This is a genomic window from Methanoculleus oceani (assembly GCF_023702065.1).
Classification (GTDB): domain Archaea; phylum Halobacteriota; class Methanomicrobia; order Methanomicrobiales; family Methanoculleaceae; genus Methanoculleus; species Methanoculleus oceani.
Genome location: NZ_QFDM01000002.1, coordinates 71114 through 97487, shown reverse-complemented (window position 1 = coordinate 97487; position 26374 = coordinate 71114). Strand labels below are relative to the sequence as shown.

Below are 26374 nucleotides of genomic sequence, written 5' to 3'. Positions count from 1 at the left end.
TCGAGATCCTGTGCTCGGCTTACGGGGGGATATCGCCACGCACTGCCCCCGCCCCAGGGGGCGGGGGAGGAGGCCGGAGGCCGGGTGGGGTGGGGGCTGATCGCGTACAACTCGAAGTTTTCACGCACCCCCTCACGCCCTCACCGGCCCCCGCCGCACCGAATCCCTGTCCACGGCCGCCGCTCCGCTCCCATGGACCATCCCCGCCAGCCTCACGAGCCCCTCCCGGAACTCGTCGATGTAGCCCTGCATCGAGAGGCTGCCCTCCGGGAACGGGCAGTCGATGTCGTAGAGCCGCTCGATCATCGGGTCGGAGGGGAGGAGGTCGACGGCGATCCCCGTCTCCTCCGACGCCTCCACCATCGCCTTCCTAAACGGCCCGATGCAGTAGGCGAGCCGGTGCCGGTAGGTGTCGCGGGTCTTCTCGAGGTAGCCCTTCAGCCGGTAGACCTCGATCCGGTGGAAGTCCCGCCGGACCCGTTCGTCCGTGGTCTTGCCGAGCATGTAGTGGTAGTTCTGGTAAGGGTACATGCACTCGAGCTCCGCAGGCACGGTCCCGCAGGTGCCGAACACGACGATATGGTAGTCCGCCGGGTCAAGGACGCCGTCGATGATCCGCCTGAAGAGCTGGTGGCTCGGGCTCTGACTGTAGGGTTTCCGCACAGCGCAGGGGAGGAAGAGGCCGATCTCCTTTTGCGCCACCCGATATTCGTCGATGATGAACCGGTAGGCGTCCTCGAACTCTTTGCGGTAGAACGGGGGGTCGAATATCTCGATCCGGTTCCCGTGCCTGTCCTGCACGACCTCGACGACCCGCCGGGGGGCGCCCGCACCCTGCACTATCCGATCCTTCTGCATGAAAAAGTGTTCCGTTATTGGTGTATATCGATTGGACCGGGAAAAACAAAAAGAGTGCCCCTGCAGGGGGTTTGCCGGGAGAGGCGCACCCTCTCTCCTGGTGATGCATCCCCCCGGCCCCCTCCGAACCGCCTGCGTTCCGGGCTCCGTTCACCCATTCTATTTAAATTTTGATATCGGCAAACGGCTATGAGGTAGGAAGACAAACATATCTGCACGCACCAATGAAGAAGATCGTCATCAAGGGGGCGCGGGAGCACAACCTCAACGACATCACCGTCGAACTCCCGCGGGATCGGTTCATCGTCCTCACCGGCGTATCCGGGTCGGGCAAATCCACGCTTGCCTTCGACACCATCTACGCCGAAGGGCAGCGGCGCTATGTGGAGTCGCTCTCCGCCTACGCGCGGCAGTTCCTCGGGCTGATGAAGAAGCCGGACGTCGACAGCATCGACGGGCTCTCGCCCGCCATCTCCATCGAGCAGAAGACAACGTCCAAGAACCCCCGGAGCACCGTCGGCACGGTCACCGAGATCTACGACTACCTGCGGCTCCTCTTCGCCCGGGTGGGGACGCCGTTCTGCCCGGAACACCATATCCCCATCGAGGCACAGTCGCCGGAGAAGATCGCCGACCACATCGCCTTCACGATGGCCGGGACGGTCACCATCCTCGCTCCGGTCGTGCGGCAGAAGAAGGGAACCTACCAGCAGGTCTTCAAGGATCTCGACAGGGAAGGCTACGCCCGGGTCCGGGTCAACGGCGAGATCCGCCGGACGGACGAGGAGATCGTCCTCGAACGCTACCATAAGCACGACATCGACGTGGTCGTCGACCGGCTCTCCGTCGACGAGCGCTCAAGGCTCGTCGAGGCGGTCGAGAACGCCCTTGCAAAGTCCGAAGGGCTTGTCATCGCTGTCGATGAGTCCGGCCGCGAGGAGACCTGCTCGGCGCTCATGGCCTGCCCGGTCTGCGGGATTGCGTTCGAGGAGCTCCAGCCCCGGATGTTCTCCTTCAACAGTCCATTCGGCGCCTGCGAGGAGTGCAACGGCCTCGGGATCAGGATGGAGTTCGACCCCGACCTGATCGTCCCGGACAAAGAGAAGTGCATCGCCGACGGCGCCGTCATGCTCTACCGGACCTACCTCGACGGCTACCGGGCGCACTACCTGGCGGGGGTCGCCGAACACTTCGGGTTCTCAGTCCTGACACCGATCAAGGACCTCACCGAGCGGCAGTATAAGGCCCTCATGTATGGCTCGACCGACCGGCTCCGGTTCTCCATGAACGCAAAGAACGGCGACGCCTCCTGGTCGCACTCCGGACAGTGGGAGGGGCTCGCCCCGCAGGCCGAGCGGCTCTACCACCAGACCCAGTCGGAGTACCGCCGCCGCGACCTCGAGCGGTTCATGCGGATCCTGCCCTGCCCGAAGTGCGGGGGCAAGCGGCTCAAAGAGAAGGTGCTCGCCGTGAAGGTGGCCAAAAAGTCCATCGTCGAGGTCACCGACCTCTCGGTCACCGGGGCGCTCGCCTTCTTCCGGACGCTGGAACTCACCGAGACAGAACTCGAGATCGCAAAGCAGGTCTTAAAGGAGATCGTCGCCCGGCTCGCGTTCTTAGAGCAGGTCGGGGTCGGCTACCTGACCCTCTCGCGGAGCGCCGGGAGCCTCTCGGGCGGGGAAGCCCAGCGGATACGCCTCGCGACGCAGATCGGATCGAACCTCACCGGGGTGCTCTACGTGCTCGACGAGCCCTCCATCGGGCTGCACCAGCGGGACAACAGAAAACTCCTCGAGACCCTGCAGCACCTCCGCGACCTCGGGAACACCCTCGTCGTGGTGGAGCACGACGAAGAGACCATCCGGAGCGCCGACTGGGTCGTTGACATGGGACCGGGGGCGGGGCTCCACGGCGGCGAGATCGTCGCGGAAGGGCCGCCCGACGTCATCGCGGCGACCCCTGCCTCGCTCACGGGCCGTTACCTCTCGGGCGACCTCAGGATCGACGTGCCTGCATCCCGTCGGATGAGCGACCGGTTCATCCGGCTCTCCGGTTGCCGGGAGAACAACCTCAAGGGCATCGACGTGAATATCCCCCTCGGCGTCCTGACGGTCGTCACCGGGGTCTCGGGGTCGGGGAAGTCAACGCTCATCTACGAGACGCTCTACCGGGCGCTGATGCAGAAACTCCACGACTCACGGGAGTGCCCGGGGAAATACGACAGCCTCGTCTTCGACGACGAGCTTGACAAGGTGATCGTCATCGACCAGAGCCCCATCGGGCGGACGCCGCGCTCGAACCCGGCGACCTACACCAAGGTATTCGACGAGATCCGGAAGGTCTTTGCCGAAACGAAGGAGGCGAAGGTCCGGGGCTACAAGCCCGGCCGGTTCTCGTTCAACGTCAAAGGCGGTCGGTGCGAGGCCTGCCAGGGCGAAGGGCTCATCAAGATCGAGATGAACTTCCTCCCCGATGTCTACGTCGAGTGCGAGGAGTGCAAGGGGGCACGCTACAACCGCGAGACCCTCGAGGTGAAGTACCGGGGCAAATCCATCGCCGACGTCCTCGACATGAGCGTCGAGGAGGCGATGGGCCTCTTCGAGAACGTCCCCTCGATCAGGAGCAGGCTCGACACCCTCTGCCGCGTGGGCCTCGGTTACATCAAGCTCGGGCAGAGCTCCACCACCCTCTCGGGCGGCGAGGCACAGCGGATAAAACTGACCCGCGAACTCTCGAAGCGGGCAACGGGAAAGACGATTTACCTCCTCGACGAACCGACGACCGGGCTCCACTTCCACGACGTGAAGAACCTGATCGCGGTCCTCGACGACCTGGTGGCCCGGGGGAACACGATGGCGGTGATCGAACATAACCTGGACGTGATCAAGTCGGCCGACTACGTCATCGACCTCGGCCCCGAAGGTGGGGACGCCGGCGGTGAGATCATCGCGGCGGGAACCCCCGAAGAGGTGGCGGCGGTGAAGGAGAGTTATACCGGAGCGTTCTTGAAGGAGATCCTTAACAAGCCATGATCGACCCCGCCAACCTGCCGACCGAACCCGGGTGCTACCTCTTCTCCGATGATACGGGCACCATCATCTACGTAGGAAAGGCAAAGAACCTCAAACGACGCGTATCGAGTTACTTCTCCCGGCACGACCTCGACCGGAAGACCGAAAACCTCGTCGCCGCGATCGCCGGGCTCGACTTCATCGTCACCGACACCGAGGTCGAGGCGTTCATCCTCGAGAACACCCTGATCAAGAAGCACCAGCCGAAGTACAACATCGACTTAAAGGACTCGAAGAGGTACGCCTACATCCACGTCACCGACGAGCCCTACCCCCGGATCCACACTGCCCGCCAACCCGACGGGAACGGCCGGTATTACGGGCCGTTCGTCTCCGGCCGGGAGCGCGAAGACCTCCTCCGTCTTTTAAAATCCCTCTTCGGCCTCCGGTCCTGCAGGCGCCTCCCCCGGCGTCCGTGCCTCCGTGCGCACATCGGCTCGTGCAGCGCCCCCTGCACCGGGAGGATAATCGAGGACGAATACCGGGAACGGGTCAGGAGGGCCGAGGCGGTCCTGAAAGGGGATATCGCCGGTCTCATCCGGACGCTCCGTGAGGAGATGGCGGCCTCTGCAGAGCGGCAGGAGTACGAGAGAGCGATGGAACTCCGCGACCAGGTCGCGGCCCTCGAGGGGCTGCGCGAGCGCCAGCACGTGGACCGGCAGAAGACCTACAACGAGGATATCGTCAACTATATCGTGAGCGAGGGAACCGTCTTTCTGATGCTCTTCAACGTCGACCGGGGAACGCTTGCCGGGAAGCGCGAGTACACATTCGACGAGACGGAGGGGTTCCTCGAGGAGTTCCTCGCCCGCTACTATGCAGAGAACGAACCCCCGGAAGAGGTGATCCTGCCCGCACCCGTGGACGACGCGCTTCCCGGCTACCTCTCCCATCTCCGGGGCGGCAGGGTCCGTACGGTCGTGCCGCAGCGGGGGGAGAAGAAGAACCTGCTCGACCTTGTCAGGAAGAACGTGGAGATCGCGTTCTTCGGCGACCGGATCAAGCTCGACGAGCTGAAACGCCGCCTGCACCTCCCGGACCTCCCGGTCACGATCGAGTGCTTCGATATCTCCCACCTCTCCGGGACGGCGATGGTGGGATCGATGGTCCGGTTCCTCTGGGGAAAACCCGACAGGCGGAACTACCGCCGGTTCCGGATACGGACGGTCGAGGGCGTCGACGACTTCGCGGCCATCGCCGAGGTGGTCAGGCGCCGCTACTCGCGGCTGAAAAAGGAGGGCGGCGAACTCCCCGACCTGATCCTCATCGACGGCGGGAAAGGGCAGCTCGCCGCGGCCGTGGCGGTGCTCAGAGAACTCGGGATCACGGTCCCGATCGCATCCATCGCCAAGCGCGAGGAGGAGGTCTTCGTGCCGGGCTTCTCCCACCCCCTGCCGCTTGAGAGGCACGAGAAGGCGTCGCTCTTCCTCCAGGAGATCCGCGACGAAGCGCACCGGTTCGCGATCACGTATCACAGAACGCTCAGGAAGAAGACGGTGACACCATGACGGAGTTCCAACTTAAGGCGGATTTTGTGCCTACGGGCTCGCAGCCCGACGCCATCCGAAAACTCACCGGCGGACTCAGCCGCGGCGAGCGTTTCCAGACCCTCCTCGGGGTCACGGGCTCGGGCAAGACGTTCACGATAGCAAACGTCGTCGAGGAGGTCCGGAAGCCCACCCTCGTCATCGCCCACAACAAGACGCTTGCCGCCCAGCTCTACAACGAGTTCAAATCGTTCTTCCCCGAGAACCGGGTGGAGTACTTCGTCTCCTACTACGACTACTACCAGCCCGAGTCCTACATCCCGAAACGCGACCTCTACATCGAGAAGGACGCCCAGATCAATCCCAAGATCGAGCAGATGCGGCTTGCGGCCACCGCATCGATCCTTTCGCGCCCCGACACCGTCGTCGTCGCCTCGGTCTCCTGCATCTACGGCCTCGGGAACCCCGCGAATTTCCGGGGGATGGGGTTCGAGGTGAAGGTCCGGGACCGGATGCGACGGGACGATATTATTCGGAGACTCGTCGATATCCAGTTCGAGCGAAACGATATGGAACTCGCACCCGGCCGGTTCCGGGTGAAGGGCGACACCATCGACCTCGTCCCCGGCTACTTCAACAACATCATCCGTATCGAACTCTTCGGGGACGAGGTAGACCGGATCAGCGAGATCGACAAGACCTCGGGGGAGCGGCTTGAAGCGATGGACTACTTCTTCGTCTACCCGGCCCGGCACTTCGTCGCCCCGGAGGAGGAGAAGGAGCGGGCGATCGTCTCCATCGAGCAGGAACTCGAGGAGTGGCTCCCGAACCTCGGTATGCTCGAAGCGCACCGCCTGCGCCAGAGGACGCTCTACGACCTCGATATGATCCGCGAAACCGGGACCTGCAAGGGGATCGAGAACTACTCCCGCCACTTCGACGGGCGGAAACCCGGGGAGCAGCCCTACTGCCTGCTGGACTACTTCCCGGAGGATTTCCTGATGGTGATCGACGAGAGCCACCAGACCCTTCCCCAGGTCCGCGGCATGTACAACGGCGACTACTCGCGGAAGAAGTCCCTCGTGGACTATGGGTTCCGGCTCCCGTCGGCGTTCGACAACCGGCCGCTGAAGTTCGACGAGTTCTCGGGCTACATGCGAAACGTCATCTTCGTCTCGGCGACCCCGGGTGACTACGAACTGAAGCGCTCGAGCGTCGCGGAGCAGATCATCCGGCCGACGGGGCTCGTGGACCCGGCGGTCGAGGTCCGGCCGATCGAGGGGCAGATCCCGGATGTGATCGCCGAGATCCGCGCCACCATCGACCGCGGCGACCGCATACTGCTGACGACCCTTACAAAACGGCTCGCCGAGGAACTCTCGGAGTACCTGGCCGACCAGGGGATCAAGACCTGTTACCTCCACTCCGAGATCAATACCATCGAGCGGACCGAGATCATCCGGCAGCTCCGTCTCGGGAAGTACGACGTGCTCGTGGGGATCAACCTCCTGCGGGAGGGGCTCGACATCCCGGAGGTCGGGTTCGTCGGGATCCTGGATGCCGACAAGGAGGGGTTCCTCCGCGACGCGAGAAGCCTGGTCCAGACCATCGGGCGGGCCGCCCGGAACGTGAACGCGAAGGTGGTGCTCTACGCGGACACCATGACCGACTCGATCAAGAAGGCGATGGCCGAGACCGGGCGGCGGCGCACGATGCAGCTCGACTACAACGCCCGGCACGGCATCACGCCGCAGACGATCAAAAAGCCGATCCGGGAGAGAGAGGTCGATATCACTGATATCAAACACGTCCCGAAGTCCGAAGTCCCGAACCTGATCATCGAGCTCGAGGCCGATATGCGGGAGGCGGCGGAACGCCTGGAGTTCGAGCGGGCGATTGCGCTCAGGGATATGATAAAGAAGCTGCAGGAAGGGGGGACGGTCGGGGGCCGGCGGTGAGAGATCCGGCGATCCAGGTTGCAGTAGTATGGGCCCCGGAGGGGCTGCGACGAGGTAAGTGACGCCCTCCGCAATTTCCTCTGGCAGATTGAACGGTCAAAACGATGAAAAAGCTCGGTACAGTGGACCGTGGGAGTATCGCCATTGGGGGAGGGGCTGACGGGGAGGGGGGCATGCCCCCCTCTCCTGTCTCTGGTTCGCAAAGAGCTGCACTTTTCGTCAAGCCCCACCTCGCCCGGCCTCCGGCCTCCTCCTCCGCACCTGACGGTGCTCAAATTCCCGCCGTCCGCTACGCTCCCGGCAGTCGTTCCCCGCCCCAGAGGGGCGGGGGCAGTGCGTGGCGATGTCCAATGGAAAGCCGCGTACGGGCGAGCAATCAATGGAGAACTAAGTAATCCTGCGCAAGAGGAGCCCGCACAGCCGGTCACCATCCGCGAAAAGAACCGGATGCAGTCTCCCGACCGCACCCCAACCTCCATTACGCTTCGCCAAACGTTCCAACCGGGCGCGCCTGCCCCTGCTCCGGCAGGATGAGCCAGAGCAGGATATAGATGATGATCCCGGGCAGGAACCCCGTGAGCACGGTAACGATGACCCAGATGGCCCGGATGACGTTCGGGTCGATCTCGAGGTACTCTCCGATGCCGCCGCATATCCCGGCAACCCACCGGTCGGACGTCGAACGGGTTAATTTCTTTGCCATGACAACTCCCGGGCAAGTCTTTTCCCGTCTCCGTAATAGGTGTTTCCCCGGGAAGGGGGACACCGGTACCCACCCGCTCAGCCGGATGCTGAGCGTGCGGCGCCGCGCTTCCGGCGCCCGGACCGGGGACGGGCCGTCCCGGTCCGGCTCTCCTCCCGGCCGGCGGCCGGGATGCCGGACGGGGCGCAGGCATCGCATCCGCCGCAGGGAGCCTTGAAACACTCCCCGAAGTACTCGAGGAGCCGCTCCCTCCGGCACTCCGTCGTGGTGCAGTAGTCCGCCATGCTCTGCAGTTTCGAGCGTGCGACTTCGCGCTGGAACTCGGACGGGAGGTCGCGGTCGATGAAGGACCGGAGGCGTCTTGCAGTGTCGTCGTTATAGAAGAGGATGCAGTCGCTCTCGCCGCCGTCCCTCCCCGCCCGGCCGCTCTCCTGGTAGTAGGCCTCGAGGGTCTTTGGCATATCGTAGTGGACGACGAACCGCACATCCGGCTTATCGATCCCCATGCCGAACGCGCTCGTCGCACAGACGACCGGAACCTTCCCGCTTATGAACCGGTCCTGTGTCTCTGCCCGGGCGGCCGCCGTCATCCCGGCATGATAGGGGAGCGCCGAAACTCCGCCGGCCCGCAGCCGTGCCGCAAGCGTCTCGGCCCCCTCTCTCGTTCCCACATAGACGATCCCGGAATCCTTCCTGTGGCCCCGCAGGTAGGCACGGAGTCGTTCGTATGCGCCCTCTTCCTTCGGGACGACGGTGTAGCGGAGGTTATCCCGGTTGAAACTCCCGACGTAGACCGACGGGTCCGCGAGATCGAGCTGCCGTGCTATGTCATCGCGGACATCCGGCGTCGCGGTCGCCGTCAGGGCAACCATCGGCACCCCGGGAAACCGCTCCTTGAGAAGCCGCAGCGACCGGTACTCCGGGCGGAACTGGTGTCCCCACATAGATATGCAGTGCGCCTCGTCGACCGCGATCAGCGTGACCGGAAGGGACGCCATAAGGTCGAGGAAGTCGTCGTCGACCGCCTTCTCCGGCGAGACGTAGAGGATCTGGACCAGCCCCTCTTCGAGTTCCGAGAGGATCCGGCGTGTCGTTGCGTAGGAGCCCGAGGAGTTCAGCGCTTCCGCCCCGATCCCCCGGGCCTGCAGGTCGTCGACCTGATCCTTCATCAGGGCGATGAGGGGCGATATTACCAGCGTGACGCCGTCGCCCATGAGCCCGGGGACCTGGTAGCAGAGCGACTTGCCGCCTCCGGTCGCAAGCACCGCGAGGACGTCGCGCCCGGCAAGGAGGTCCTCGATGATCTCCCGCTGGTAGGGGTTAAACGCCGAATGTCCGAAGTAACGCTGCAGGATCAGGTTCAGGCGATCCATCACTATATAAGTGGGCGCTCAGTCGGCATAGTCTCTTCGGCTCCGAAAATCCGGCGGAATGCGGTCCGATTGAGCAGAGTCCTCAGCCCGAGACCTCGTCCCAGAACCCGGCGACGGCGGAGAAGATCCTCCCCCGGAGTCCGGCGAGCCGTGCTTCGTCGACCTCGCGATCCGGGGTCTCGTAGAAGCCGCGGTTGATCTCGACCTGGACCCAGGGGATCCTTCTACGCCGGTAGTGCGCCACCGAGATGAACCCGCCCCGGAAGGGATCGTTCATCGCAACCCGCCCCTCACCCTCGAACTCCGCCTGGAACGACCGGGCGAGCGCCCGGAGCCACTCCGGGGGACAGGTCACGAGACCGCCTGCCGTTTTGGGCTTCCCGTTCCGGTCTCCCCGGTTGCTCAGGCAGAAGAGCGGGCGAGGCCGTCCGGCGTCCATCCTGACCGGCGGGGACCTGGGCAGCATGCTGTGGCAGTCGAAGGCGATCTCGATAGGGAGGGTGTCGAGGGCTCCGGTCAGCCGCCCGTGGAACGGGTGGTAATAGTTCTGCAGAAGGGCCCCTATCAGTTCCCTGCCGGGCGTCCGGCCCTTCCGGAACACCGGCGTCCCGTCCTGCGTGATGACCTTGACCACTCCGTCCTGGGATCGTGGCGGGTAATCATAGGGTGCCCGGTTGGTGTCGACGAAGACCCTTGAGACGTCGAAATCGACCAGCGCTTCCACCGCGTCGTCGAACCCGTAGAGGAGGCGGGTATGGGGATCGCTGTTGAAGACGATCTCCTTGTGCGTGAGGTTGACGAGACCGCGGACCTCGGGCGGAACGGAGGTGCCGCCATGGGGGATCGAGACGAGGAACGGGTATCGGCCGTTCAACCCCCCGTCCCCCTGCAGGAGCAGATCCGGAACGTGATGCTCATGCCGCTTCCAATCGCAGTCGTATGGAGACACCCGGTACAAAAGTGCACTGGTCGGCGGATACGGCAAAACCCGTCGCCGGACTCCGGGGCCGCTCGACGATCTAGCCGGGTACACATATAAAGAAAGAGCGCCTCCCTACCCTGAGGAGACAGGCCCCGCAGGGTGAGTGGTATGGGAAGAGAAGAGTGGTCGTCGACGCTGGGCTTCATTCTTGCAAGCATCGGCTCGGCTATAGGGATCGGGAACATATGGCGGTTCCCCTACGTCGTGGGCGCCAACGGGGGCGGCGCGTTCCTGGTCCCGTACCTGATCTCCGTCCTCCTCTTCGCCCTCCCCCTGATGGTGCTGGAACTCGCCATCGGACGCTCCATGGGGACGTCGGTCGTCTCCGCCTTCCGGTCCATACGGCAACGGTTCGCCGCGGGAGGCCTCGTCATCGTCGCCATCGTCAGCCTGATCCTCGGCTACTACCTCGTGATCACGAGCTGGGTGCTCGCGTATGCAGTCTTCTTTGCCTTCAACCGGCCCATGGACTTCGGAGCGTTCACCGGCTCCTACCTCCCGCTCGTCTTCTTCCTCCTCTCGGGGATCACCGTCTTCATGACGGTGCGATCCGGCGTCAGGGAGGGGATCGAGAAGGTCTCCCGGTACCTCGTCCCGGTCCTCGTCGTGATCCTCCTCTTCCTCGTAATCTTCTCGCTCACAGAGCCCGGGGCGCTCGAGGGAGTCGGGTTCTACCTCTCCCCGGATTACTCGAGGCTGACCGACCCGGCCGTCTGGATCGCGGCGTTCGGGCAGGCTTTCTTCTCGCTCTCCGTGGGCATGGGAATTCTGCTCACCTTCGGGAGTTACCTCAAGAGTGGAAACCTCTTCCGGGATGCATCGATCATCGCCGTCGCCGATATGGTGATTGCAATCCTTGCAGGGCTCGTAATCTTCCCGCTGGTCTTCACCGCGGGTCTCGACCCCGCAGCCGGGGTGAACCTTGCATTCATCACCCTGCCCTCCGCCTTTATGGAGATCCGGTACGGCATGCTGCTCGGAGCGCTCTTCTTCCTGATGCTCTTTACCGCAGCGCTCACCTCGGCGGTCTCCATGCTCGAGGTCCCGGTGGCGGCGCTGATGGACTCGTACGGCTATCCCCGGAAGCGTGCCACGCTCCTCGTCTTCGCCGCAGTCATACTCCTCGGGCTCCCGTCCGCCCTGAGTTACACCTCCCTGAAACTCGCGGTCTTCGGGACTCCGTTCCTCGACCTCGCCGATTACGTGTTCGGGACGATCGGCCTCATCGTCGCAGCGCTGATCGTGAGCCTCGTCGGCGGATGGTTTATGGGCCGCACCCGGATCTGCGCGGAGATCGGCGGGTGCAGGTGGCAGCAGAGGGTCTATATGGCGCTCATCCGCTACTGCGTTCCGGCAATCCTGCTGATCACGCTCATCGGCAGTTTCCTCCGGGTCACGGGATGAGGTAAGGCCCGACCTGATTCAGATCTCCGGCACCTGCTCCTCTGCCCGCCTGCTCTTCTCCTGTGCCTGGAGGACGTCAAGAACATCCTGCATATCGGGAACCGTGGTCGCCGGGTATTCACCGACGAATATGATGTGCCGGAACTCGTCTACGACGATGTTTGCCCGCCGGGAGTAGCCCTTTTGGCTATCGAAGACATCGTACATCTGCGCTACTTCGCCGTGCGGCCAGAAGTCCGCAAGAAGCCGGGTCCTGTTAATACCGAGTCTCACCGCCCACGCCCGCTTGCAGGGGACGGAGTCCACGCTGATCCCGAGGGCGACGGCACCAAGGGCGTCGAATGCCTCCCGGTTCGCCTCGAGCGCCTCCATCTGCCTGGCACAGATGCTGGTCCAGGCCAGCGGGTGAAACGAGAGGATTACCCGCTTCCCCGGGAAGTCCGATAACCGGATTTCATTCCCGTTCTGGTCCGGTATCAAGAAATCCTGAGCCTGTTCGCCGACCTCGACCATCGTACGTCACCGGGTGAGACTCCGGTCCCGACACTGATAAAATTTTCTCACGACCAATCCTGCCCGCCCCCTCCCGGCTATTCGCCGTGTACCGGACCGACGGCGACTCCTGCACCCGGCCGCTGCTCGCCCGTTGCCCGAAGGGCTGCCGGGTGTGTCCCGCAGGTTTAAGGCTCCTGCTGGCAAGAACATTACAATGCCGCCTGCCACCGATATTGCGATCATCGTCCTCCTGATACTCGTAAACGGCTTCTTTTCGATGGCGGAGTTCGCGCTCGTCTCTGCAAGGATGACACGCCTGCAGAAGAGAGCAGCGGAAGGCGACGCCGGGGCGGCGACCGCCCTCGAACTTGCCGCGGACCCGACGCAGTTCCTCTCCACCATCCAGATTGGTATAACCCTCGTCGGGATCCTGGCAGGAGCTTTCGGTGGGGCGACGCTCGCGGGGCCTCTTGCAGAAGGATTCGCCGGATTTCCCTTGATCGCGCCTTACAGCGGCCCGCTCGCGGTCGTAACCGTCGTCGCCGCCATCACCTACTTAACGCTCGTCGTCGGGGAGCTGGTGCCGAAGCGGGTGGCTATGACTCACGCCGACCGGATTGCATCGTTGGTCTCGCGCCCGATACGGCTCCTCTCGCTGGTCGCCGCACCGCTCGTCCGGCTGCTGAGTGCCTCGACCGAGGGGGTCCTCGCGGTACTTCGGGTGCGGCAGCCGTCAGAACCCGAGGTTACGGAGGAGGACGTCAGGGTCCTGATCGGGCAGGCCACCCGGGCGGGTGTCTTTGAGGAGGCGGAACAGGATATGGTGGAGAGCGTCTTCCGCCTCGCCGACCGGCGGGTCAGCGTGCTGATGACCCCGCGGCCCGACATCGTGGCCGTGGACGTCGAGGACCCCGCCGAAGAGAACTGGCAAAAGATGGTGGATTCCGGGCATGTTTATTTTCCGGTCTACCGCGACCGCCTGGACAACCTGCTCGGCGTCGTCTCGGTCCGCAGCCTCTGGGCGCGGATGATCGCGGGCGAGTCTCCCGACCTGTCGAAAGCAATCGAACCCGCCTTCTTCGTGCCCGAGAGCGTCCCGGCACTCTCGGTTCTCGACGAGTTCAAAACCTCCGGGGCGCGGATCGCCCTCGTCACCGACGAGTACGGGAGTATCCAGGGTCTGGTTACCATCCACGACATCATGGAGTCGATCGTCGGCGGCATCCCGTCGGCCGAGCACCCGCCCGAGGGTCCGGCGGTCCGTCGTCCGGACGGGTCGTGGCTCCTCGACGGGATGCTCCCGGTCGACGAGTTCCATGATCTCCTCGACGTGGGCACCCTGCCCGGGGAGGGTCGCGGGTATTACCAGACGCTCGGCGGGTTCGTGATGATGTATCTCGAGCGGGCGCCGAATACCGGAGACCGGTTCGTCTGGAACGATCTCCGGTTTGAGGTTCTCGATATGGACGGCCACAGGGTCGACAAGGTGCTGGTCGCTCCGGTGGCTGCCGGAGAGGAGAAAAAAGAGTAATCCCTATACGATCTCAACGAGGCTGACGGTGAACGTGAGGTCTTCGCCCGCGAGGCGATGGTTCGCATCGATGGTGACAGCATCGGGCGAGATGCCGGTGATCGTCCCGGGCAGCACCTGCCCGTTTTGCAGGGTTATCCCGACCGGTTCTCCGACGGTCAGGTTCTCGGCGCCGAAGATGCCGGCCGGGTCGACGGCAAAGACGAGATCCTCCCGATACGGCCCGTAGGCCTGGTCGGCCGGAATATGGAGTGTCTTTTCCTCTCCCACCTGCATCCCGACGACGCCAGCGTCGAACCCCGGGACCACTGCACCGCTGCCGACGGTGAACCCGAGCGGCTCGCCGCCGAGGGAACTGTCAAAGACCGTTCCGTTCTCTAAGGTGCCGGTATAGTGGACCAACACCCTATCTCCGGGCTTCACCCGCGCCTGTTCGCCGACGTTCCCGGTACAGCCCGAACAGAAGACGAGGACGCACGCGATCAGCAGCAGGATGCCATGCACGTACCCCTGCCTCATAGTTCTCCCTCGCCCTCGAGCGCCTTCCTGAAACACTCCGCCGCTTCTGCAAACCTGCCCTGCCGGTCGAGTGCTTTCCCTTTCAGGTACCATGCACGTGCATGGTGGGGATCGGCCGAGAGGACTTTATCGAAGCAGGCGGTCGCCTGATCGGATTTGCCCAGGTGATCGAGGGCGAGCCCCTTCGCAAGCCAGGCATGGACGTCCCCGTCACCCAGTTCGATTGCCCTGTCAAACGCCCTGACGGCGTCGGCATGCCGTCCCAGTGCATCCGTGAGCACCCCGGTAGCGTTCCAGACGGCCGCGTTCTTCGGGTCGACCGAGAGCGCCTTTTCGTAACTCATCAGGGCGTCGTCGTACCTGCCCGCCTTCTCGAGCACCGTCCCCCGCATAAAGAGGGCGGCGGGGTTCTCGTCCTGGAGGACGATGATCTTGTCGATCGACTTGACCGCCTCCCCGTAACGTCCGAGGTGGATAAGGGCCGATGAGCGGGCATGGAGGGTCTCGATGCTGGCCGGTTCCCGGTCCAGCACCTGCGTGTAGGCGGCGAGGGCATCCTCGTACCTGCCGGCCTTCTCGTGGGCCTCCCCGAGTCTTCGCAGGGTGAGGGCATCCGCTGGATCGGCCTTGAGCGCCTTCTCGAAGCATTCCACCGCATCGGCATAGCGCCCGAGCCACATGAAGATCTCCCCGCGCCGCTGCCAGGCAGCCCAGTTCTCCGGGCCGGCCCTGACGATACTGTCGGAACACTCGAGCGCCTCTTCATACCGCCCCATGTGAACGAGGGCACTCTCGAGGGTGTACCATGCTTCGGCGTCACGCTCGTCGCCTTCGAGCACCAGCGCGTACTGCCTGATCGCGTCGCCGAACCTCCCGTCCCTCTCGAGTGCCATGCCGAACGCCATTCTCGCATCACGGTCGTCGGGGGAGATCCCCAGGTAGTGCTCGTATGCTGCTCCCGCCTCTTCGTGCCTGCCGATGGCTTCCAGCATATCCGCCCGGATCTTTGCAACCGCGGCATTCGAGGCGTCGGCGGCGAGCACCCGGTCGCAGCACTCGATCGCTTTCTGGTGTCTGCCGAGCCGTGCGAGCGTAACGGCGAGTGCAAAGCAGGCGCCGGTATCTCCCGGCCGCCCTTCGGTCACTTTCGCATAACACTCCGCTGCATCCGCGTACTGCCCCATCCTCTCCAGGGCCCGGCCCCGGTTGAACCACGCAACGAGGTCGCCCGGATCGGTCTCGACGGCCTGCTTAAAGCGCCCGGCGGCCTCCTCATACCGGCCGAGCGTGGCAAGAACGAACCCGAGGTTCACCAGGTAACCGCCGGCATCCGGATCGGCTGCAAGGAGCGCTTCGTAGCACCCGGCCGCCGCAGCATAGCGCCCGAGCCCCTCGAGGATCCGGGCCTTCCGGGCAAGCGTCCCGATGTCCCCGGGAATTGCCCGTGTCACCCGGTCGACGGCTTCGAGCGCCTCTTCGTATCGCCCGAGGCGCTCAAGCGCCATGCTCCTGCCGAGCAGGGCGACCCGGTCGGCGGAGTCTCCCGGGAGTACCCGGTCGAAGCATGCGAGCGCCTCCTCATACCGCCCGAGGTGCAGGAGCGCGTCTCCCCTGCTCTTCTCCGCCGCCGTATCCCCGGGATTGATCTTGAGGACGGCATCGAACGTCTCCGCCGCCTCCGCGTACCGCGAGAGGTGGAGCAGGGCAGTTCCCTTCCTGTGCAGGAGATGGAGGTCGTCTCCGCCGGCGTCCTGCATCCGGTCGAAAGACGCCAGCGCATCGCCGTACCTGCCGAGGTTCATGAGGAGATCCGCTTTCATCGAGCGGGCGACGGTGTTATGCGGTTCTTTCTCGAGGATCGCATCCAGACAGAGGTTAGCCTCGTCGTACCTGCCGAGGTGGAGGAGTGCGGTACAGCTCCGCTGCAGAATGGAGACGTTCCCGGGGTCGACCTCGAGAACGTTCTCGAAGTCTTTCTGCGCCTCTGCATACCGCCCGAGGTGGAGCAGCGCAATCCCCCGGCAGTTGTAGACGATCTCGTTCAACGCGTCGAACTTCAACGGCTTCTGCTTCCGGGGAGTGCCCTGCTCGTCCCTCTCGAAGAGCGCAAGGTCGGTGCTGCTCCCGATCCACTTCATCCCGGTCATCGCCCGGTTCTCGAGCACGCGGTCGAACGACCTGACTGCCTCGGCGTACTGGCCGAGACGGAAGAGCGCCATGCCGCGGGCGTACCAGACCTGGACCTGACCCTGATCGTGCTTCAGGATCTGGTCGAAACTCTTGACCGCCCGGTCGTAGCGGCCGAGCGTATCGTAGACCATCCCCATGGAGTAGCGCACCGGGATGTGGTCCGGGTCGGCGAGAGCGACCTTATCGAAGCAGTCCATCGCCTCTGCATACTTTCCTGCCCGGAGGAGCAGCGAACCGCGGTGATACCAGGCGGGGATGTTGGGCTCGACGGCGGCGATATCCCGGTAGCAGACGGCAGCGTCCTGGAACCGGCCGAGGTACTCGAGCGCCCGGGCTTTGCCGTAGAGCGCGTCGAGGTTGAGGGGTTCCGACTCAAGCAGCCGGGCGAACGTCTCGACGGCCCCGGGGTAATCCCCGCGGTACAAAAGAGCGGTCCCGATGCGTGCGAGAGCATCGGTGCTGCCGGGGTTCACCCTGAGGATCTTCTCAAAAGAGGCCGCTGCTTCCCGGTAGTCGCCGGTCCGCTCGAGCATCCTCCCGTGCTTCTCCCGCAGGACAACGTCCTCCGGATTTCCGGCCAGCGCTCGAGCGTAGGCTGCCGCAGCGTCGGCGTACCGGCCGAGCTTCTCGAGCATCTCTCCCTGCCAGTACGAGGCGTTCGTGTCTGCGGGTTTCCCTTCGACGACCCTCGCGAAACATCCGGCCGCCTCTTCGTAGACGCCGGCCCGGGCGAGGACGTGTCCCAGCGCCCGCAGTGTTTCGGCGTCGCCGGGAGACGACTCGAGAGCCTTTCTCAGCCACTCAGCGGCTTCGCCGTCCTTGCCGAGACAGGCGAGCGCCTGGCCCATAAGTAGCCTGACCGGGCCGTTCTCAGGATCGACCTTGAGCGCCTTCTCGAAACTCTTCACCGCTTCACTGTAGTTCCCGGCCTCAAACTGAGACATCCCCTGTTTTATCGAGGGGTTTGCATTCTTCCCCTGACCCAGAATATTACCGAAGAAATCCATCCGACACCATCTGCCGCTGCTCGTTTACTCCACGATTCTTCAACGCTGCACTCCCTCTAAACGGTTACCCGTGGAGGAGGCAACCGCTGTTTTTCTACGATTGATGCGCCGGCCACTATTTGAAAGGACCGGTTTGTGTAGACAGGCGGGTATAGACTATAATGGGTGTTATGGATTCATAAAAGAGTGCCGCCGTAAAAACCATGCATTGTGCCGGAGTCCCGGATCCCCCTGCAGGCTGCGGGGCATGATCCCGGAAGAGAGGTGGGTCGAACCACCGCTCTCCGGTCAGATATCCAGGATGGGTTCGAACTGCGACTTGCCGACCGGGCCGTGGAAACTTGAAATCTGCGGGTCCATCCCGCAGACCGGGCATACGTAGTCCTCCGGCAGGTCTTCGAATGCGGTCCCCTTCGGGTAGCCGCGGAGCGGCTCGCCCCGGTTTTTGTCGTAGACGTAGCCGCAGATCTTGCAGACGTACTTGGTCGGTTCCCAGAGCTCGAATCCCCATTTCCCGATCTGTCCTTTTCCGGTCGCACCGCAGACAGGACACACATAGTCCTCGGGCAGGTCTTCAAACGCAGTACCCGCCGGAACGCCGCGATGAGGCTCTCCCCGCATCGGGGAGTAGACGTAATTGCAGTATTTGCACCGGTATCGTTTCACTTTCTCCATAGGCATCACGTTCACCTCACGAGAATCATCCGGCACGAAGGCGGTTTCACCTGATAAGGTTTCGCTTCTCCTGTCCGCCGCAGGCACAGGTCCTCCCTGTTCTCCGGATCACGGGGCAGGTTGTCGGCGGAAGGTGTCCCCTCCGCTAAAAGGGTTCTAGGAGTCCTGCCGCCTGCCGCCCGTAACAGCACGGATGAGGAGCGACAGCACGAGCATGAGGACGATCAGGATGCCTCCGAATAACAGGAGGAGTATAACACCGATCCTGCCGATTCCTGACGTGGGCACCTGTCCCTGCCACGAGAATCCCGGCGTCCACGCCGTCTGCCCGCCGGGACTGTACCGCTGGAACGGATCGTGCGGCGCAGAACCGGCACCGGTCCTGAGGGCGAGGTCGTAGCGCGCCCACCTGTCGGGGTCGATCAGCGTCTCGTATGCCTGCTGGATGGCGATGAACCGCTCGCTCGCGTCCGGGTCCGGGTTGATATCCGGGTGGCACTGTTTAGCAAGCGTCCGGTAAGCCGTCCGGATCTCTTCAGGGGTGGCGTCGGGGGCGACGCCCAGGATATCGTAGTAGGTCTGCACAGGGGCACCCCGCGGTCTCACCCTATCACGCGGTCTCGTTATATGATACCTCGCCCGTATCCCCGTTCACCGTCACCCGGGTGCCGGGGGGGAGATCGGAGAACTCCGGCGGGAGGCGGTCGACCATGGGAATCCCCGCGATGATCGCCCCAACCGCGATGATCGGTTCGGCCTCCGTATTGATGATCGCCGCGGGGGCAAGGTCGTTCTGCTTCAGCGCGTAGATCACGTATGACCCGACCGTCGACCCTTTCCCGTACGGAAAGGCGAGGACGCGTCCGGCGATGGATTGCCCCTCGAGCGGATGCCCGCGCTCGACGACGGTGCCGGTCTCCGGGTCGACGCCAGAGAGGAACGATATGGGTTCGGACGAAACGAGGAGTTCCCCGTCTGCAATACCCCGGGATATACTTCTGCCTTGCATGATCACTGCCACCACATTATAATGTGGTTGGAGATCCAACTATATGAGTGACATGGACGAAACCATTGGCAGCACTCCTGGCAGCGAGCACGACATGCTCACCCTCCAGATTCAGGACCTGAAGGCGCAGATCCTGGATTACAAACTCAAGAACGAGTTGCTGGAAAAGGAGCTCCTGCAACTCAGAAAGGAGAACGGTCAGCTAAAAAGGGTGCCGCTGTTTGTTGCCGCTGTGGTCGATGTGCTTGAGAACGGCGAAGTATATCTCCGGCAGCAGGGCAACAACCAGGAATACGTCACCGCAGTCAACGAGAAGCTCCACCGCACCCTCAAGCCCGGGATGAAGGTGGCGGTGAACAATACGCTCTCCATCGTCAAGACGATCGGCAACATCTTCGACGCGAGGGTCAGGATCATGGAGCTCGACGAACAGCCGAACGTGACGTTCGAGCAGGTCGGCGGTCTGAAGGAAGAGATCGAAGAGGTCCGGGAAGCCGTCGAGTACCCGCTCACGAAACCCGAGATCTACGAGCGCGTGGGCGTGGAACCCCCGAAAGGCATCCTCCTCTACGGCCCGCCCGGCACGGGAAAGACCCTGATCGCAAAGGCGGTTGCCCGCCAGTCCCAGGCCCGGTTCATCAGGATGTCCGGGAGCGAACTCGTCCACAAATACATCGGGGAAGGCGCGCAGCTCGTGCGTGAACTCTTCATCCTCGCCCGGGAACGCGCTCCGGCGATCGTCTTCATCGACGAGATCGACGCGATCGGGAGTATGCGCACCAACGACGGGACCTCCGGCAGCGCCGAGGTCCAGCGGACGCTGATGCAGCTTCTCGCCGAGATGGATGGTTTCGGGAACCGCGGCAACGTCCGGATCATGGCGGCGACGAACCGGATCGACATGCTGGATCCGGCCCTTCTGCGCCCCGGCCGGTTCGACCGGATCATCCAGGTTCCGCTGCCCGACGCCGGAGCGCGCCTCGAGATCTTAAAGATCCACACCGCGAAGATGAATGTTTCCGGGAACGTGGACCTTGCCTCGCTTGCGGAGCTCGCCGGAGACACCACCGGTGCGGAGCTGCAGGCGATCTGCCGCGAGGCCGGCATGATGGCGATCCGGCGGGACGCAGATGCCGTCGACCGGGAAGACTTCCTCGCGGCGATCCGAAAGGTGAAGCGCGAGGTGGCGGCGCCCGACAGCCGCATGTATACCTGATGGGGATTCCTCCATCCCCGGATTTTAGAGGAAACCTTATCGATCTCTCCGGCCCACCAGATATGCGATGAACGTCCTCCTCATTCAGCCGGAGGGGGTTGACCTTTATGCCACCCTGCTCAAATCCGATACCAGCAGGGGAGCCCTTCGTTTTTACCAGCCGGATCGGCTGGAGTACGGTATACGCATCCGGACGGCGTCGCTCGGGAGTGCGCTTGCACTCGCTTCCGAACTCCGGTGGTATATCCAGCGATATGTCGAGGAGGTCCTCTTCGAGCCCGGGGAGGGCATCTTCTGCTCTTCCGGCCTTGCCCGGCAGATCTACGAGCGAGACGTGATGCCCGCGTCCCCGTGGAGATACCGCTGCCTTTACCGGATCTCGGGGGACCACATGGTCGATACCATCTGGATGGATGAAGGTACGACGCCGGAGGCATATGCCGACCGGATCGAACCCGGCGATACGATGCTCGAGGTCTGGTGCACCAGGGAGGAGTATCCGGCCGGGTAGGGGCCCCTCCTCATTTCAGAAAGCCCTCCCACTATTATAGAGGGAGATCGAAGATTGCTACATGCAACAGAGCTGGATCGGCGGCGGTCTGAGGTTCTCCTACTGCACCGAGCACGACCTTCCGGATATATCCCGGATGCTCTCGAAGGAGTCGGTCTGCAGGTGGCTGTTTTTCGGACCGAACACGAATGAGGCCACGCGATCCTACTTTCTTCCCCTGATCGAGGAGGTGCAGGCCGCGCTCTGGGAAGGGAGAACGCCGGATCATCATGTGTTCACGGTAAGACTGGAGGATACCAAGGACTTCGTCGGGCAGTGCGCACTGTTTCCGGTCGATTTCAGCCCCGGATCGTTTCTGATCGGCTACCAGCTCGACGATATCTACTGGAAAAGAGGCTACGGCACCCTGGCCTGCACCTTTCTGGTCTACTTCGCGTTCACCGTGCTCGACGGTTACCGGCTGAACGGCGATACCGTCGCCGGCAATACGGCATCGCGGCGGGTGATGGAGAGATGCGGCTTTGTCCTCGAGGGTATCCAGAGGCAGTACTGGCATGCCAGGGGCGGATATTACGATCGCCTGATCTTCGGCCTCCTCGCGAGCGATCTAACCCCGGAGCGTCTTTCGGCACTGGGGGAGGCGTTCACGGAGTAGCGTCCGGCTACGGGTTGATGCTCTGTATACGGTTCAACAAATCGATATTCAAAAAAGAAAGCACCCTTCAGGCGAACATCTCGCCGAAGGTGGTGTGGAAGTGGTGGCGGTCGAAGTCCACCGAGAGTTTGTCGATCGCCTTCATGAAATCGTCGCTGTTGATCATATCGCGCTCCATCCTGATGGCGAACATGCCTGCTTCCATGCATATCGCCCGGAGGTCGGCGCCGTTCTTCCCCTCGGTGAGCCGGGAGACCTCCGAGAGGTTGACGTCCTCGCCGAGGTTCATGTGCAGGGTGTGGATCTTCAAGATGGCAAGCCTCCCCTGGTGGTCGGGGAGCGGGATCTCGATCATCCGGTCGAACCGGCCCGGACGGAGGAGGGCACGGTCGAGGATATCGATCCGGTTCGTCGCCGCGATGATCTTGACGTCCCCGCGGTTGTCAAAGCCGTCCATCTCCGCCAGGAGCTGCATCAGCGTCCGCTGGACTTCACGGTCCCCGGACGTCGTCGAGTCGTTCCGGTGCGCGCCGATCGCATCGATCTCGTCAATGAAGATGATCGACGGCGACTTCTGTTTCGCGAGGTCGAAGAGTTCCCGGACCAGGCGGGCCCCCTCACCGATGTACTTCTGCACCAGCTCCGAGCCGACCACGCGGAGGAAGTGCGCGTTCGTCTGGTGGGCTACCGCGCGTGCGAGAAGCGTCTTCCCCGTGCCGGGCGGCCCGTGGAGCAGCACGCCCTTCGGGGGGGAGATGCCGACCTTCTCGAAGAGTTGCGGTTTCGTCAGGGGAAGCTCGACTGCTTCCCGGACCTCCTCGATCTGGGGTTCAAGGCCGCCGATCCTCTCGTAGGTCTCGTCCGGTGACTCGACCAGTTCCATGCCGTAGATCTGCGCGTCGTAGCTTGTGGGGAGCACATCCACGATCGCGAGAGACTGCTGGTTGAGCGTACACCGTACCCCCGGCTTGAGGAGATCGGGGTCGATTAACTGGGACGTACGGACCAGAAATCGCGGTCCTGCACTGCTTCGCACAATCACCCGGCTGTTATCGATAACGTCGGTAACTGTCCCGATCACGAGAGGAGGGCTTCGGAGTTGTTCGATCTCGCTCTTCAGTTTTCGCAGTTCGCGCTCGTAGCGGATCTTCTGGGTTTCAACGTATCGTTTCTCGGACTCCATCTGGCGAAATTGTTCGCGTAGCTCCAGGTTTCGGTTTTCGAGGTTCGTAATCCGTTCCAGGAGATACTGGTAGATGTCTTCACCGGTATCCTTCTCTGGTGCCTGCCGAGCGATATCTCCCATGGGTCTCCTCGATTAATTATATAGGTTAAAATGAATATAAAATTGTTTGCGAGACTTATGCAGTGCGAACTATGCGGCGCTCCCATAGTGGGACCGTCGAAAACCATCCAGATCGAGGGCGCAGAACTCTGCGTCTGCGTTCGATGCGCAAAACACGGTACAGAAGTCCAGCAACCGCGAAGAAGAGGTGCCCCGCAGCAGAAACCGGGAGTTGCCGCCCCACAGACCCGCAGGAGGCCACGGGACGTTTTTGACCTGATGGAAGGGGAGATCGTCGACGATTATGCCGACCGGATCCGGGCCGCCCGCGAAGAGAAGGAGTGGTCTACGCTCAACCTCGCACAGGCGATCAAGGAACGTGAGATCCTGGTCAAGAAGATCGAGAAGGGAGACCTCATTCCCGAAGACGACGTCCGGCGAAAACTTGAGAAAGCACTCAATATCAGGCTGATCGACTCGGCCGAAGACAGCACCTCCGCAGGCGGGCCGGGACGGGTGACCATGACCGTCGGCGACGTCATATCGTTCAAGAAGGCCCGGAAATAAGGCAATCGCCATACTTTTTTTCACGGGGCCCGGCCCTGACCCGGATTCATTTCTCGCGCGAAAACCCGGCATATTTTTATACAAGAACGCTTAACGGTATACCCAATGCGTGGTGAATGTTTTTTCGCCGGTGACCGCTTTTACCTCGGTTAACGGAGTAACCACCACTTGCGCAGGAGCGAATAGCCAGTTTTTGACCGCCGATATCCGTAATTTCGGAGCGGCAGCGTTCTATCGCTATTTTATCTGGTTTATCCAGTTTTAATCGTTCCCGGAAGACTGTATCATCAAAATCCGGGAGGACTATGGTTATGAGAGGAAAAGAGATTCGTCTGGAACGTATCATGGATCGGAACACCGGCAAGACCATCATCGTGCCGCTCGACCACGGGGTGACGCTCGGCCCCATCCCGGGGCTGGTCGACGTGGGTAGAACCATCGACCTCGTCGCCGAGGGGGGAGCGAACGCGGTGATCGGCCACGTGGGGCTTGCGCTGCACGGCCATAGGGGGCACGGGCGGGATGTCGGCCTGATCATGCATCTCTCAGCGAGCACCAGCATCGGCCCGGATCCGAACGACAAGGTGCTCGTGAACACCGTCACGAACGCCCTCAAGATGGGCGCCGACGGCGTCTCAGTGCACATCAACGTCGGGGCCGACTCCGAGGCAAGGATGCTCGAGGACCTGGGCAGGGTCGCGGTCGCGTGCATGGACTGGGGGATGCCGCTCCTCGCGATGATGTACCCGAGGGGCAGGAAGGTCAGCGACGAGCACGACCTCGAGAGCGTCAAACTCTCCGCACGGGTGGCGGCGGAGCTCGGCGCCGATATCGTCAAGACCGTCTACACCGGGGACGCGGACTCGTTTCGGGAGGTGACGGGGGGCTGCCCGGTGCCGGTCGTGGTCGCGGGAGGCTCGAAGACCGACGACCGGGCGATCCTCGACCTGGTGGAGGGCTCGATGGAGGGGGGTGCCGCCGGCATATCGATCGGGAGGAACGCTTTCCAGCATTCGGCGCCCGAACGCCTGATCCGTGCCGCTGCGCTGATCATTCATGAAGGGCGGTCTGCAGAGGAAGCGATGGAGATTTTGAGGACGTGATGAATATGATAGGAAAAGAGATCCGCCTGGAGCGGATAATGGACCGGAACACCGGCCGCGCCGTGATCATTCCCATGGATCACGGGTTTACGATGGGCCAGATCGAGGGGCTCTGCAACATGACCGAGACCGTCAACGCGGTGAGCGAGGGCGGGGCGAACGCCATCGTGCTCCACAAGGGCATGGTGAAAGGAGGACACCGGAAGCGCGGAAGGGATATCGGCCTCATCGTACACCTCTCCGCAAGCACCTCCTTGAACCCGGACCCGAACGACAAGGTGCTCGTCTGCACCGTGGAGGAGGCGGTCGCGCTCGGCGCCGATGCCGTCTCGATCCACATCAACCTCGGCGCGCCCAACGAATCGAGGATGATCGAGTCGGCGGGTGAGGTGGTACGGGACTGCAACCGCTGGGGAATACCGCTCCTGATCATGATCTACCCCCGCGGCAAGGGGATCGACCCCACCTCGCCGCAGGCGATCGGGCACTGCGTCCGGGTCGCCGAAGAACTCGGGGCCGACCTGATCAAGACGAACTACACCGGGGATCCGGAGACGTTTGCCCGGATCACCGCTGCCTGCTCGGTGCCGGTGATGATCGCCGGCGGCGAGAAGGGAGGGGACATCGAGACGCTCGCGACCATCCGGGAGGCCATCGGGGCGGGCGCGGCGGGCGTCTGCATGGGCAGGAACGCCTTCCAGCGCGATGACCCCGCCCGGTTCATAGGTTCGATCTGCCGGGTGGTTCACGAGGGAGCAGACCCGGCCGAGGCACTGGAGAAGGAGCGATGAAACAGTTCTGGGTCGATCTCAGGCCGTGGAGGAAAGACCTCGCGACAACCGCGATCGAGAGCGGTGCGGACGCCCTGGTGACGGACGACGCGGAGCGCGTACGGGAACTCGGGCGGGTGACGACGGTCGCGGAGAACGGCGACCTTATACCGGGAAAGGACGTCTTCGAGATCGAGATTACGGATAAAGCGACCGAGGAGGAGGCGCTCCGGCTATCCCGCACGGCCTCTGTCATCGTCCGGACACGGGACTGGACGGTCATCCCGCTCGAGAACCTCGTCGCGCAGTCGAACCGGATCATCGCCGCGGTCGGAAGTGCCGAAGAGGCAAAGGTCGCCCTGACCGTCCTCGAACGCGGAGCGGCGGGCGTCCTTCTTTCGACCGACGACCCGGCAGAGATCCGGCGGGTGGCGAAAGCAATCGCCGGCGCCGGCGCGTCCGTCCCCCTCGTCCCGTTCGAGGTGACCCGGATCGCCCCTGTCGGCATGGGGGACCGGGTCTGCGTGGACACCTGCTCCATCCTCGCCGACGGGGAGGGGATGCTCGTCGGCAACACCTCCTCGGCGTTCCTGCTGGTGCACCCCGAGACCCTGGAGAACCCCTACGTGGCGCCGCGCCCGTTCCGGGTGAACGCCGGGGCGGTGCACGCCTACATCCTCCTCCCCGACGGAAAGACCGCATACCTCTCCGACCTTGCGGTTGGCGATAAGGTGCTCGTCGCGGAGCACACGGGCCCGACGCACGAGGCGGTCGTCGGCAGGGTGAAGATCGAGCGCCGCCCGCTCCTCCTCGTCGAGGCAAAGGCCGGCGACGCAAAGGTGAGCCTGGTCCTCCAGAACGCCGAGACGATCCGGCTCGTCCGGGAGGACGGCACGCCCGTATCGGTCGCCGTCCTCGCGGTGGGCGATAAGGTGCTCGGCAGCGTTGAGGAGGGCGGGCGGCACTTCGGCGTCGCGGTCAAAGAGACGATCCTGGAGAAATGAC

At 63.3% G+C, this 26374-nt stretch carries 23 protein-coding genes and 1 pseudogene; 12 read left to right on the top strand and 12 right to left on the bottom strand.

Annotated elements, in window-relative coordinates:
• Positions 1 to 132 precede the first annotated feature (132 nt).
• Positions 133 to 858 carry a DUF5591 domain-containing protein gene (locus DIC75_RS05625; RefSeq protein ID WP_250987055.1) on the bottom strand — a complete coding sequence of 242 codons (726 nt, stop codon included), beginning with the start codon at positions 856 to 858 and terminating at the stop codon, positions 133 to 135.
• A 224-nt stretch (positions 859 to 1082) separates the two neighbouring features.
• Here DIC75_RS05625 and uvrA point away from each other — a divergent pair, with 224 nt between their 5' ends.
• Genes uvrA through uvrB form a run of 3 tightly spaced genes read left to right on the top strand, consistent with a single transcriptional unit; the run spans position 1083 to position 7374 of the window.
• Entirely contained in the window at positions 1083 to 3890 is a 2808-nt protein-coding gene (gene uvrA / locus DIC75_RS05620) for an excinuclease ABC subunit UvrA (RefSeq protein WP_250987054.1), read from the top strand.
• Positions 3887 to 5437, top strand: a complete 1551-nt coding sequence (gene uvrC / locus DIC75_RS05615) for an excinuclease ABC subunit UvrC (protein ID WP_250987053.1) — start codon at positions 3887 to 3889, stop codon at positions 5435 to 5437. Before uvrA ends, uvrC begins: the two co-directional genes overlap by 4 nt.
• The gene (gene uvrB, locus DIC75_RS05610; RefSeq protein ID WP_250987052.1) at positions 5434 to 7374 is read left to right on the top strand and encodes an excinuclease ABC subunit UvrB; all 1941 of its coding nucleotides are present in this window, start codon (positions 5434 to 5436) and stop codon (positions 7372 to 7374) included. The genes uvrC and uvrB overlap by 4 nt, the downstream gene beginning before the upstream one ends.
• 478 nt (positions 7375 to 7852) lie before the next feature.
• Here the strand turns inward: uvrB and DIC75_RS05605 are convergent, their stop codons facing one another.
• From DIC75_RS05605 to DIC75_RS05595, 3 genes are all read right to left on the bottom strand, one after another.
• Positions 7853 to 8077 carry a PspC domain-containing protein gene (locus tag DIC75_RS05605; RefSeq protein ID WP_250987051.1) on the bottom strand — a complete coding sequence of 75 codons (225 nt, stop codon included), beginning with the start codon at positions 8075 to 8077 and terminating at the stop codon, positions 7853 to 7855.
• 77 nt (positions 8078 to 8154) lie between these two features.
• The gene (locus tag DIC75_RS05600) at positions 8155 to 9450 is read right to left on the bottom strand and encodes a RecQ family ATP-dependent DNA helicase (protein ID WP_250987050.1); all 1296 of its coding nucleotides are present in this window, start codon (positions 9448 to 9450) and stop codon (positions 8155 to 8157) included.
• 82 nt (positions 9451 to 9532) lie between these two features.
• The gene (locus DIC75_RS05595; RefSeq protein WP_250987049.1) at positions 9533 to 10324 is read right to left on the bottom strand and encodes an N-formylglutamate amidohydrolase; all 792 of its coding nucleotides are present in this window, start codon (positions 10322 to 10324) and stop codon (positions 9533 to 9535) included.
• Positions 10325 to 10540: 216 nt separating this feature from the next.
• On the opposite strand from DIC75_RS05595, the gene DIC75_RS05590 reads away from it, so the two are divergent.
• Complete coding sequence (locus tag DIC75_RS05590) at positions 10541 to 11836, top strand: sodium-dependent transporter (RefSeq protein ID WP_250987048.1); 1296 nt, start codon at positions 10541 to 10543, stop codon at positions 11834 to 11836.
• 18 nt (positions 11837 to 11854) lie between these two features.
• Here the strand turns inward: DIC75_RS05590 and DIC75_RS05585 are convergent, their stop codons facing one another.
• Positions 11855 to 12349: a redoxin domain-containing protein gene (locus DIC75_RS05585; protein WP_250987047.1), complete on the bottom strand. Its 495-nt coding sequence runs from the start codon at positions 12347 to 12349 to the stop codon at positions 11855 to 11857.
• A 196-nt stretch (positions 12350 to 12545) separates the two neighbouring features.
• On the opposite strand from DIC75_RS05585, the gene DIC75_RS05580 reads away from it, so the two are divergent.
• The gene (locus tag DIC75_RS05580) at positions 12546 to 13862 is read left to right on the top strand and encodes a hemolysin family protein (RefSeq protein ID WP_250987046.1); all 1317 of its coding nucleotides are present in this window, start codon (positions 12546 to 12548) and stop codon (positions 13860 to 13862) included.
• 3 nt (positions 13863 to 13865) lie between these two features.
• On the opposite strand, the gene DIC75_RS05575 is transcribed toward DIC75_RS05580, so the two are convergent.
• From DIC75_RS05575 to DIC75_RS05555, 5 genes are all read right to left on the bottom strand, one after another.
• Entirely contained in the window at positions 13866 to 14381 is a 516-nt protein-coding gene (locus tag DIC75_RS05575; protein WP_250987045.1) for an FKBP-type peptidyl-prolyl cis-trans isomerase, read from the bottom strand.
• A complete protein-coding gene (locus DIC75_RS05570; RefSeq protein WP_250987044.1) occupies positions 14378 to 17515 on the bottom strand; it encodes a tetratricopeptide repeat protein in 3138 nt (1045 codons plus the stop codon). The genes DIC75_RS05575 and DIC75_RS05570 overlap by 4 nt, the downstream gene beginning before the upstream one ends.
• Positions 17516 to 17866: 351 nt before the next feature.
• Positions 17867 to 18253 carry a rubredoxin gene (locus DIC75_RS05565; RefSeq protein WP_250987043.1) on the bottom strand — a complete coding sequence of 129 codons (387 nt, stop codon included), beginning with the start codon at positions 18251 to 18253 and terminating at the stop codon, positions 17867 to 17869.
• A 156-nt stretch (positions 18254 to 18409) separates the two neighbouring features.
• Positions 18410 to 18838, bottom strand: a complete 429-nt coding sequence (locus DIC75_RS05560) for a J domain-containing protein (RefSeq protein ID WP_250987042.1) — start codon at positions 18836 to 18838, stop codon at positions 18410 to 18412.
• Between the two features lie 25 nt (positions 18839 to 18863).
• Positions 18864 to 19262: a DUF126 domain-containing protein gene (locus DIC75_RS05555; RefSeq protein WP_250987041.1), complete on the bottom strand. Its 399-nt coding sequence runs from the start codon at positions 19260 to 19262 to the stop codon at positions 18864 to 18866.
• Between the two features lie 43 nt (positions 19263 to 19305).
• On the opposite strand from DIC75_RS05555, the gene DIC75_RS05550 reads away from it, so the two are divergent.
• The 3 genes from DIC75_RS05550 (at position 19306) to DIC75_RS05540 (ending at position 21644) form a co-directional block, all read left to right on the top strand.
• Positions 19306 to 20478: a proteasome-activating nucleotidase gene (locus tag DIC75_RS05550; protein WP_250987040.1), complete on the top strand. Its 1173-nt coding sequence runs from the start codon at positions 19306 to 19308 to the stop codon at positions 20476 to 20478.
• Between the two features lie 67 nt (positions 20479 to 20545).
• Complete coding sequence (locus DIC75_RS05545; RefSeq protein WP_250987039.1) at positions 20546 to 20989, top strand: DUF5804 family protein; 444 nt, start codon at positions 20546 to 20548, stop codon at positions 20987 to 20989.
• Between the two features lie 61 nt (positions 20990 to 21050).
• Positions 21051 to 21644 (top strand): GNAT family N-acetyltransferase, encoded by a 594-nt coding sequence (locus DIC75_RS05540; RefSeq protein WP_250987038.1) that lies wholly within the window; start codon positions 21051 to 21053, stop codon positions 21642 to 21644.
• A gap of 67 nt (positions 21645 to 21711) precedes the next feature.
• Here DIC75_RS05540 and DIC75_RS05535 read toward each other — a convergent pair whose 3' ends face one another.
• Both DIC75_RS05535 and DIC75_RS12375 read right to left on the bottom strand, forming a co-directional pair.
• Positions 21712 to 22827 (bottom strand): proteasome-activating nucleotidase, encoded by a 1116-nt coding sequence (locus DIC75_RS05535; protein WP_491630623.1) that lies wholly within the window; start codon positions 22825 to 22827, stop codon positions 21712 to 21714.
• Positions 22761 to 23078, bottom strand: a pseudogene (locus DIC75_RS12375) (hypothetical protein); the annotation flags it as partial. The gene DIC75_RS05535 and the pseudogene DIC75_RS12375, both read right to left, overlap by 67 nt.
• Here DIC75_RS12375 and DIC75_RS05530 point away from each other — a divergent pair.
• The 4 genes from DIC75_RS05530 (at position 23008) to DIC75_RS05515 (ending at position 26373) form a co-directional block, all read left to right on the top strand.
• Entirely contained in the window at positions 23008 to 23496 is a 489-nt protein-coding gene (locus tag DIC75_RS05530) for a multiprotein bridging factor aMBF1 (RefSeq protein WP_250987036.1), read from the top strand. The pseudogene DIC75_RS12375 and the gene DIC75_RS05530 overlap by 71 nt on opposite strands.
• A 311-nt stretch (positions 23497 to 23807) precedes the next feature.
• On the top strand, positions 23808 to 24599 hold the full coding sequence (locus DIC75_RS05525; RefSeq protein WP_250987035.1) for a 2-amino-3,7-dideoxy-D-threo-hept-6-ulosonate synthase: 792 nt from the start codon (positions 23808 to 23810) through the stop codon (positions 24597 to 24599).
• Positions 24600 to 24604: 5 nt separating this feature from the next.
• Entirely contained in the window at positions 24605 to 25390 is a 786-nt protein-coding gene (locus tag DIC75_RS05520) for a 2-amino-3,7-dideoxy-D-threo-hept-6-ulosonate synthase (protein ID WP_250987034.1), read from the top strand.
• Positions 25387 to 26373, top strand: a complete 987-nt coding sequence (locus DIC75_RS05515; RefSeq protein WP_250987033.1) for a 3-dehydroquinate synthase II — start codon at positions 25387 to 25389, stop codon at positions 26371 to 26373. Before DIC75_RS05520 ends, DIC75_RS05515 begins: the two co-directional genes overlap by 4 nt.
• Position 26374: the final 1 nt, after the last annotated feature.

Coding starts and splice junctions, on each gene's coding strand:
- uvrA (WP_250987054.1), top strand. CDS start 1,083: ATGAAGAAGATCGTCATCAAGGGGGCGCGGGAGCACAACCTCAACGAC.
- DIC75_RS05540 (WP_250987038.1), top strand. CDS start 21,051: ATGCAACAGAGCTGGATCGGCGGCGGTCTGAGGTTCTCCTACTGCACC.
- DIC75_RS05520 (WP_250987034.1), top strand. CDS start 24,605: ATGATAGGAAAAGAGATCCGCCTGGAGCGGATAATGGACCGGAACACC.
- DIC75_RS05580 (WP_250987046.1), top strand. CDS start 12,546: ATGCCGCCTGCCACCGATATTGCGATCATCGTCCTCCTGATACTCGTA.
- DIC75_RS05605 (WP_250987051.1), bottom strand. CDS start 8,077: ATGGCAAAGAAATTAACCCGTTCGACGTCCGACCGGTGGGTTGCCGGG.
- DIC75_RS05555 (WP_250987041.1), bottom strand. CDS start 19,262: ATGCAAGGCAGAAGTATATCCCGGGGTATTGCAGACGGGGAACTCCTC.
- DIC75_RS05550 (WP_250987040.1), top strand. CDS start 19,306: ATGAGTGACATGGACGAAACCATTGGCAGCACTCCTGGCAGCGAGCAC.
- DIC75_RS05585 (WP_250987047.1), bottom strand. CDS start 12,349: ATGGTCGAGGTCGGCGAACAGGCTCAGGATTTCTTGATACCGGACCAG.
- DIC75_RS05545 (WP_250987039.1), top strand. CDS start 20,546: ATGAACGTCCTCCTCATTCAGCCGGAGGGGGTTGACCTTTATGCCACC.
- uvrC (WP_250987053.1), top strand. CDS start 3,887: ATGATCGACCCCGCCAACCTGCCGACCGAACCCGGGTGCTACCTCTTC.
- DIC75_RS05530 (WP_250987036.1), top strand. CDS start 23,008: ATGCAGTGCGAACTATGCGGCGCTCCCATAGTGGGACCGTCGAAAACC.
- DIC75_RS05525 (WP_250987035.1), top strand. CDS start 23,808: ATGAGAGGAAAAGAGATTCGTCTGGAACGTATCATGGATCGGAACACC.
- DIC75_RS05535 (WP_491630623.1), bottom strand. CDS start 22,827: ATGGAGTCCGAGAAACGATACGTTGAAACCCAGAAGATCCGCTACGAG.
- DIC75_RS05515 (WP_250987033.1), top strand. CDS start 25,387: ATGAAACAGTTCTGGGTCGATCTCAGGCCGTGGAGGAAAGACCTCGCG.
- uvrB (WP_250987052.1), top strand. CDS start 5,434: ATGACGGAGTTCCAACTTAAGGCGGATTTTGTGCCTACGGGCTCGCAG.
- DIC75_RS05570 (WP_250987044.1), bottom strand. CDS start 17,515: ATGTCTCAGTTTGAGGCCGGGAACTACAGTGAAGCGGTGAAGAGTTTC.
- DIC75_RS05600 (WP_250987050.1), bottom strand. CDS start 9,450: ATGGATCGCCTGAACCTGATCCTGCAGCGTTACTTCGGACATTCGGCG.
- DIC75_RS05575 (WP_250987045.1), bottom strand. CDS start 14,381: ATGAGGCAGGGGTACGTGCATGGCATCCTGCTGCTGATCGCGTGCGTC.
- DIC75_RS05565 (WP_250987043.1), bottom strand. CDS start 18,253: ATGGAGAAAGTGAAACGATACCGGTGCAAATACTGCAATTACGTCTAC.
- DIC75_RS05625 (WP_250987055.1), bottom strand. CDS start 858: ATGCAGAAGGATCGGATAGTGCAGGGTGCGGGCGCCCCCCGGCGGGTC.
- DIC75_RS05590 (WP_250987048.1), top strand. CDS start 10,541: ATGGGAAGAGAAGAGTGGTCGTCGACGCTGGGCTTCATTCTTGCAAGC.